This window comes from Kitasatospora sp. NPDC097643, assembly GCF_040302625.1.
In the GTDB taxonomy this organism is placed as follows: Bacteria; Actinomycetota; Actinomycetes; order Streptomycetales; family Streptomycetaceae; genus Kitasatospora.
This window is the reverse complement of sequence record NZ_JBEOSA010000142.1, coordinates 1-4085: the sequence shown is the minus strand read 5'-3', so window position 1 is coordinate 4085 and position 4085 is coordinate 1. Positions and strand designations below refer to the sequence as shown.

Sequence of the window (4085 nt, the reverse complement as noted above, 5' to 3'; positions counted from 1 at the left end):
CCGTTCGACGCACCGTCCTGGTTGACGGCACTGCCGCGCACGACCGCGAGCACCTGGTGTCCGTTGCGGCGGGCGTCGGAGAGCCGCTCGACCAGGAGCATGCCGACGCCCTCGCCCCAACCGGTGCCGTCCGCCTCCGCCGAGAACGCCTTGCACCGGCCGTCCGCGGAGAGTGCCCGCTGGCGGCTGAAGTCCACGAACACCTCGGGGGTGGACATGATCGCCACGCCGCCGGCGAGCGCCATCGTGCACTCGCCGTTCCGCAGTGCCTGGATCGCCCAGTGCAGCGCGACCAGAGAAGAGGAGCAGGCGGTGTCGACGGTGACCGCCGGGCCCTCCAGGCCGAAGGTGTAGGCGACGCGGCCGGAGGCGATGCTTCCGGAGTTGCCGGTGCCGAGGTAACCCTCCACGCCGTCGGGGAGCTCACCCAGGTTGTTGGCGTAGTCGTGGTACATCACGCCGGCGAACACGCCGGTGCGGCTGCCACGCAGCGTCGCCGGGTCGATTCCGGCCCGCTCGAACGCCTCCCAGGACGTCTCCAGCAGCAGCCGCTGCTGCGGGTCCATCGCCAGCGCCTCGCGCGGCGAGATCCCGAAGAACACCGGGTCGAACAGGCCCGCGTCGTGCAGGAACCCGCCCTCGCGGGCATACGAGGTGCCCTGGTGATCGGGGTCGGGGTGGTACAGGTTCTCCAGGTCCCAGCCGCGGCCGGTCGGGAAGCCGGAGACCGCGTCCCGGCCCTCCGACACCAGCCGCCACAGGTCCTCCGGGGACTCGACGCCACCCGGGAAGCGGCAGGCCATCCCGACGATCGCGATCGGCTCGTCATCGACCGCCACCGTCCGGACCGCCACTGCGGCACCCGGCGCCTCGCCGACCAGTTCGGCGAGCAGGAAAGCGGCCAGGGCGCCCGGCGTCGGGTGGTCGAAGACCAGCGTCGCCGGCAGGCGCAGGCCGGTCGCGCCGTTGAGCTCGTTGCGCAGCTCGACGGCGGTCAGCGAGTCGAAGCCCAGCTCCTTGAACGCCCGGTTGGCGTCCACGGCGCCCGCGTCCCCGTAGCCGAGGACGGACGCGACCCGGGCACGGACCAGGTCCAGCAGGAGTTCCGTCCGTTCGGCGGCCGGCGCGGCAAGGACGCGCTGCGCCAGGGACGAGCCGACCGTACGGCCCGCCGAGCCGTTCTCGGCAACGCGGCGGAGCGGGGTGCGCACCAGGCCGCGCACCAGCGGCGGCAGGGTGCCGGCGGCAGCCTCGGCGCGCAGCGCGGCCAGGTCGAGCCGGATCGGAACGACCAGGGACTCGTCCGCGGCGATCGCCGCGTCGAAGAGCGCCAGCCCCTCGTCGGCGAGCAGGCCCTGCACACCGCCACGGCTCATACGGCGGACGTCGACATCGGCGAGACTGCCGACCATTCCGCCTTCCGCCCAGGCACCCCAGGCGAGGGAGGTCGCGGGCAGCCCGGCAGCCCGGCGCTGGGCGGCGAGGGCGTCCAGGAAGACGTTCGCGGCCGCGTAGTTGCCCTGCCCGAGTCCGCCGAAGGTGCCGGCGGCGGAGGAGAACAGCACGAACGCGGTCAGCGGGTGGCCGGCCGTCAGCTCGTGGAGGTGGAGGGCCGCATCGACCTTCGGACGCAGCACGGTGTCGATCCGCTCGGGAGTGAGCGAGGCGACGATGCCGTCGTCCAGGACACCGGCCGTGTGGACCACACCGGAGAGCTCGTGGTCGGCGAGCAGCGCGGCCAGCGCCTCCCGGTCGGCCACATCGCACGCCGCCAGCGTGACGGTGGCACCGGCCTCCGTCAGCTCGTCCCGCAGCTCGACCGCTCCCGGCGCGTCCGCACCACGGCGCGACACCAGCAGCAGACTCCGCACCCCGTGCTCGACCACCAGGTGACGGGCCACCAGCCCGCCCAGCAGACCCGACGCACCCGTCACCAGGACCGTGCCCGACGACCCGAACACCGGCACCGCCTCGGGCGACACTGCCGCCCGGGCCAGACGCGGCACCCGCACCTCGCCACCGCGCACCGCAAGCTCCGGCTCGCCGGCGGCCAGCGCGCCCGCCACCAGGCCCTCCGCGACCTCCGGACCGTCCAGATCCAGGAGGACCAGGCGGCCGGGGTTCTCGGACTGCGCCGAGCGCACCAGGCCCCAGACCGGGGCGTGCACCAGGTCCTCGACCTCGGCACCGACCGCCCCACGGGTCACCAGGACCAGACGCGACGCCGCGAACCGCTCATCCGCCAGCCACTCCTGCACCGTCCCCAAAACCCCGTGCAGCGCGGCGCGCACAGCCGAGGCCACACCATCAGACGCCTCGACCGACTCCAGCGCCAGGAACACCGCATCCGGGGCGGCCGTACCGGCGTCGACCGCCGCACCCAGCTCCGCCAGGTCCGCGAACCGCTCCGCACCGAACCCGCCCGCACCCAGCACGGCCCACCGACCCGCCGGCGCCTGCGACACCGGCAGCGCGGTCCACTCCACCCGGTACAGCGAGTCGACCGAGCCACCGCGGGCGGCCCGGACCTGCTCCTCGGACACCTCGCGCATCGCCAGCGAGGCCACGGATGCCACCGGGCGCCCGGACTCGTCGGCCAGCACGAGAGAGACCGTGTCGCGGCCCGCTGGCGACATCCGCACCCGGACGGCCGAAGCCCCGGCGGCGTGCAGCGTCACCCCGTTCCACGCGAACGGCAGGCGGCCGCCGCCGCTCTCCTCCAGCAGGTTGCCGATGCCGACCGCGTGCAGCGCGGCATCGAGCAGGGCCGGGTGCAAGCCGAAGAGTGCGGCGTCGGCCTCGGCACCCTCCGGCAGGCGCACCTCCGCGTAGACGTCCTCGCCACGGCGCCACGCGGCGCGCAGGCCCTGGAACACCGGTCCGTACCCGAACCCGGCCGCCTGGAAGACGTCGTAGAGATCGTCCACGCCGACCGTGGTCGCGCCCTGCGGAGGCCACTCGGTGAGGTCGAAGGACGGCAGATCGTCACCGTCGCCGGGGGCCAGCACGCCGGTGGCGTGCCGCGTCCAGACCTCCCCCTCGGCCGTGTCCTCCAGCCGGGAGTACAGGCCGACAGCCCGGCGGCCCGACCCGTCGGCCTCCTCGACCGCGAGCTGGACATGGACGCCGCCCTGCTCGGGCAGCACCAGCGGGGCCTCCAGCGTCAGCTCCTCCAGCAGCCCGCAGCCGACCTGGTCACCGGCCCGGATCGCCAGCTCGACGAACGCCGTGCCCGGCAGCAGCACCGCGCCCATCACCGCGTGATCGGCCAGCCACGGGTGCGACTGCACCGACAGGCGGCCCGTGAAGAGGAATCCGTCCACCGCGGGCAGCGAGACGGCCGCCCCCAGCAACGGGTGCCCGGCCGCCGCCAGTCCGACCGAGGCCACATCGCCGACAGTCCGACCGACCCGCTCAGGCCAGTAACGGCGACCCTCGAAGGGGTAGGTGGGCAGGTCGACCCGGCGCGCGCCGGTACCGGCGAACACGGCCGGCCAGTCGACGGCGAGGCCGCGGACGTGGGCCTGGGCGAGGGCTGCCGTGAGCGTGCGGGCCTCGGGGCGGCCGGCGCGGAGGACGGGAACGAACGCGGCCTCGGCCGCGGACTCCTGTCCCATCGCGGACAGCACACCGTCCGGGCCCAGCTCGACGAACGTCCGGACACCGTCCGCCTCCAGGACGGAGACCGCGTCGGCGAAGCGGACGGCCTCGCGGACGTGCCGCACCCAGTACTCGGCGTCGGTCAGCTCGGTCGAGACGGGAGCGCCGGTGAGGGTGGAGACGATCGGGATCCGCGGGGACCCGTATGCCACCTGCTGCGCCACGGCGCGGAAGTCGTCCAGCATGCCGTCCATCAGCGGCGAGTGGAAGGCGTGGCTGACCGTCAGCCGCTTGGACTTCCGCCCCTCCAACTGCCCGACCAGCGCGAGCACCGCATCCTCGGCACCCGAGACCACCACGGACGTGGGCCCGTTGACCGCGGCGATCCCGACGCCCTCGGTCAGCAGCGGCAGCACCTCCGCCTCGCTCGCCTGCACCGCGACCATCGCACCACCGCCCGGCAGCGCCTGCATCAGCCGGCCACG

The 4085-nt window shown here is 74.4% G+C and carries 1 protein-coding gene; it reads right to left on the bottom strand.

Going from position 1 to position 4085, the window contains the following annotated elements:
- A partial coding sequence (locus tag ABTY15_RS39410) for an SDR family NAD(P)-dependent oxidoreductase (RefSeq protein WP_350607495.1) occupies window positions 1–4085 on the bottom strand: 4085 nt, incomplete at both ends.